Annotated in this window: 4 protein-coding genes; 3 read left to right on the top strand and 1 reads right to left on the bottom strand. The window is 71.3% G+C overall.

Features of this window, described 5'->3' with window-relative positions; genetic code table 11:
* The coding region (locus HY703_02010) for a membrane dipeptidase (protein MBI4543953.1) at positions 1-1,164 on the bottom strand (1,164 nt) is incomplete at its 3' end.
* Between the two features lie 175 nt (positions 1,165-1,339).
* Between HY703_02010 and HY703_02005 the strand changes: the two genes are divergently transcribed.
* The 3 genes from HY703_02005 to HY703_01995 all read left to right on the top strand — a co-directional run.
* Positions 1,340-1,918 (top strand): hypothetical protein, encoded by a 579-nt coding sequence (locus HY703_02005; GenBank protein MBI4543952.1) that lies wholly within the window; start codon positions 1,340-1,342, stop codon positions 1,916-1,918.
* Complete coding sequence (locus tag HY703_02000; protein MBI4543951.1) at positions 1,915-2,856, top strand: hypothetical protein; 942 nt, start codon at positions 1,915-1,917, stop codon at positions 2,854-2,856. Before HY703_02005 ends, HY703_02000 begins: the two co-directional genes overlap by 4 nt.
* Before the next feature lie 50 nt (positions 2,857-2,906).
* The coding region (locus tag HY703_01995; GenBank protein MBI4543950.1) for a hypothetical protein at positions 2,907-3,088 on the top strand (182 nt) is incomplete at its 3' end.

Here is a 3,088-nt window from a genome sequence, read left to right as displayed (position 1 = left end):
CTTCTTGAGTTCCTCCTCCGTGTAGCCGCGGCGCAGCAGCTCGGCGAACAGGTTGGGAAAGCCGCTCACGTCCTCCAGTCCCACGGGCGCGGCGTCGATGCCGTCGAAGTCCGAGCCCATGCCCAGTTGGTCGACGCCGGCAACCTTGCGGATGTGGTCGATGTGGTCCGCCACCGTGGCGACCGTCCCGCGCGGCCGCGGGTGCGCCTCGACCCAGGCTGCCAGGCGCCGCTGGATCTCGCGGGCGTCGTCCAGCTCCCGGCGCAACGCCTCCCCTGCCGAGTCCCGCTGCGCGGACCAGACCCCCGCCTCCGGCGGAATGAAGCACCAGCAGAAGTTGACCATCACCACACCGCCGTTCTGCGGCAGCAGTCGCAGCACGTCGTCCGGCACGTTGCGCGGGTGGCCCATGATGGCGCGGGCCGAGGAATGCGAGAAGATGACCGGCGCCTGGCTGACACGCAGCGCATCCTGCATGGTCTCGGCACTGACGTGCGAGAGGTCCACGAACATGCCCAGCCGGTTCATCTCCCGCACCACCTCCTCGCCGAACTCGGTCAGCCCGTTGTGCTCCGGCGTGTCGGTCGCGGCGTCCGCCCAATCGGTGGTCTGCCAGTGGGTCAGCGTCATGTAGCGCACGCCCAGTTCGTGGAACATGCGCAGCGCGGAAAGCGAGCTCTGGATGGCGTGGCCGCCCTCGACGCCGATGAGCGACGCGATCCTCCCCTGGCGGTGGATGCGCTCGATGTCCGCCGCCGTGCGCGCCAGCTCGAGGTCCGGATAGCGCCGCGTCAGCCGGTGCACCATGTCGATCTCGCGCAGGCCGTGGCGCAGCGCCGCGCCGGCGGGAATCGAATCCACGGTGACGTAGGCCGCCCAGAACTGCGCGCCAACCCGCCCCTCGCGGAGTCGCGGAATATCCGTGTGGAAGCGAGGCTGCCGCGCCGCCAGGTCGAAGCGCGCCGGATCCCCGCGCGCCTCCTCGAGCAGCTTGGAGGGCAGGTCGTTGTGCCCGTCCACCAGCGGCACCTGCGCCAGGAGCGCGCGCGCCCGGGCCAGCAGTCTGGCGTCCGGCGGCTGCCACGCCTGCTGTGCAGGCAGCGCCGTGGGCAGTCCGAGCGTGATAGTGACGAGCAGACGGAGACGAATCCGGGTCGCGATCATACCATGCTCCCACTGGTTGGGAAGTCCCCGCGCGTCGCCGCCAACACCCCCAGCCCGGGCTTGCGCCGGCAGTAGACTACGCAGCGGCGTGTCCGAGCGCCACCCGCGCCACCGTTCCTGCCTCCCGCCTTGCGCTCCCGCCGGGGGTGGAACACTTTGGGCTGGTGAGGGCTAGATGTTCGGGGAGTCAACCACCGCGAACGGAGCCATGGACCACCTGGTCGTCGTCGCCTACCCCGAGCCGCTGCCGATCGAAGCGCGCTCCCTCGAGCACGAGGCCGTGCCCGGCGGCAGCATCGGCCTGGGCTATTATTACTCCGGTCATCTGATCGCCCGCGGCATCGTCTCGCCGGACGCCGCGCAGGCCATCCGCCAGATCCTGCAGAAGCCGACCCCCGTGGCGCTGGCCGCGACCGAGGACGATGACGGCAACATTGACGCCCGCATCTGCCTGGTTCTGCCCATGGACGCGGACCCGTTCCGGCAGGACGAAACGGATCTCGAGGACGAGCCATGGAAGGCCAGTGTGCCCCCACCGCCACCCGAGATCGAGCAGAGCTACCATCCTGAGGACGGGGGCGAGACGCCGCGCCTGGCCTTGCTGCCCATCGGCAATGCGGTACGCGGCGCGGGCGAGCGCCGGCACCCGGGCGATGTGGCCGGCGATGCCCGCGAGATGCTCGAGAACCTGCTGGCGGGCCGCGCGCAGGACGCCGTCTCCAGGGCCATCGACGAGCTGCTCGACAGCATCTGAGCGCCGCAGCCCACTCCACGCCGCAAGAGGCCCGCTTCCGGGCTATCTTCCGAAAGCTGCACGCGGCACACCCGCAATGCCTCCGCGACGAATGGCTGCGGGAGCCCTGCCGCCTGGGCAACGGCCGGCCCGCGCCGCGGCCCATCGTCTGGTCGCGGCGGAACGGCCCCTGGCGCCGCACCGAGATCCTGTGGATCGGCGCGGCGCCGGGAAACGCCGGCGGTAAGGGGGCCGGCGAATTGGGCGCCCACGGCACGCGCATCCCCTTCGGCGGCGACATCGCGGGCGCCAACCTGGACGCGTTGCTGGGCAGCATCGGCGTGACCCGCAACCACACCTTCATCACCGCGGCCTACAACCAGTTGCCGGCGCGTGGGGGCGGCGAGCCGACGCCAGCGGAAGTGAGGTCAGCGGTGGGCGAGTATGCTACCAGCCTGCACGTGTTGCGGGACACGCTGCGGGCGGCCGGGCCCCGGCTGATCGTGGCGCTGGGAACCCTGGCCTTGCGGGCATTGCTGGCGGCCAGCCAACTCGCCGCCGGCACGATGCGGCTGCCCGGCGCGGCGCGGCTGGAGCGGGCGGGACTCAGGCGCGGAACGGTGACGGACTGGCCGGCCGCCGAGGCGCCCGATCCCGCCTTCCTCGAGGACTGGCAAGCCGCCTGGGGCGGCGCACTCCTCCCGGCCTTGCTGCACGTGCATCACCCCAGCGCCCAGAACATGAGCCCCTATGCCCGTGTGGAAACTGCGTTCCACCGCCGCATGCTGGACACGAGAGAGGCGCTGCACCACGCCGTCCGCGAGGTCCTGGGCTGGCGCGTCCCGGAAGAGCGGCCGCGCTCCCCGCAGACGGGGATCTATGCGCTGCCCGAGTGGCGCGAACGCATCGCGCCCCGGCTGGCAAAGCTGGACCGGCTGTGGCGGGAGAAAGGCGTCTGACCATCAAGACCGTTGCCCGAAGAGCCGGCCGGCATTAGCGTTCCATCACCATGGTGTACTACGCTCGCATCCCACTCCGGCGCCTGATCCCCACCGTCCTGGTCCGGCTGGCCACGGACGACGGGGAGATCGCCTTCCGCGCACGCTGGCGCCGCTCGCCCCTCGAGCTGCAGCGCCGCATCCTCTTCACCATGCGCCAGGGCCGGCTGCTCTGGTTCGAGGACGAGTGGGG

This window comes from Gemmatimonadota bacterium (genome assembly GCA_016209965.1).
Classification (GTDB): Bacteria; Gemmatimonadota; Gemmatimonadetes; order Longimicrobiales; family RSA9; genus JACQVE01.
This window is presented reverse-complemented; position numbering and strand designations above follow the sequence as displayed.

Bases quoted from the DNA above. Each gene is read 5' to 3' on its own strand.
- HY703_02005 (MBI4543952.1), top strand. From the start codon at position 1,340: ATGTTCGGGGAGTCAACCACCGCGAACGGAGCCATGGACCACCTGGTC.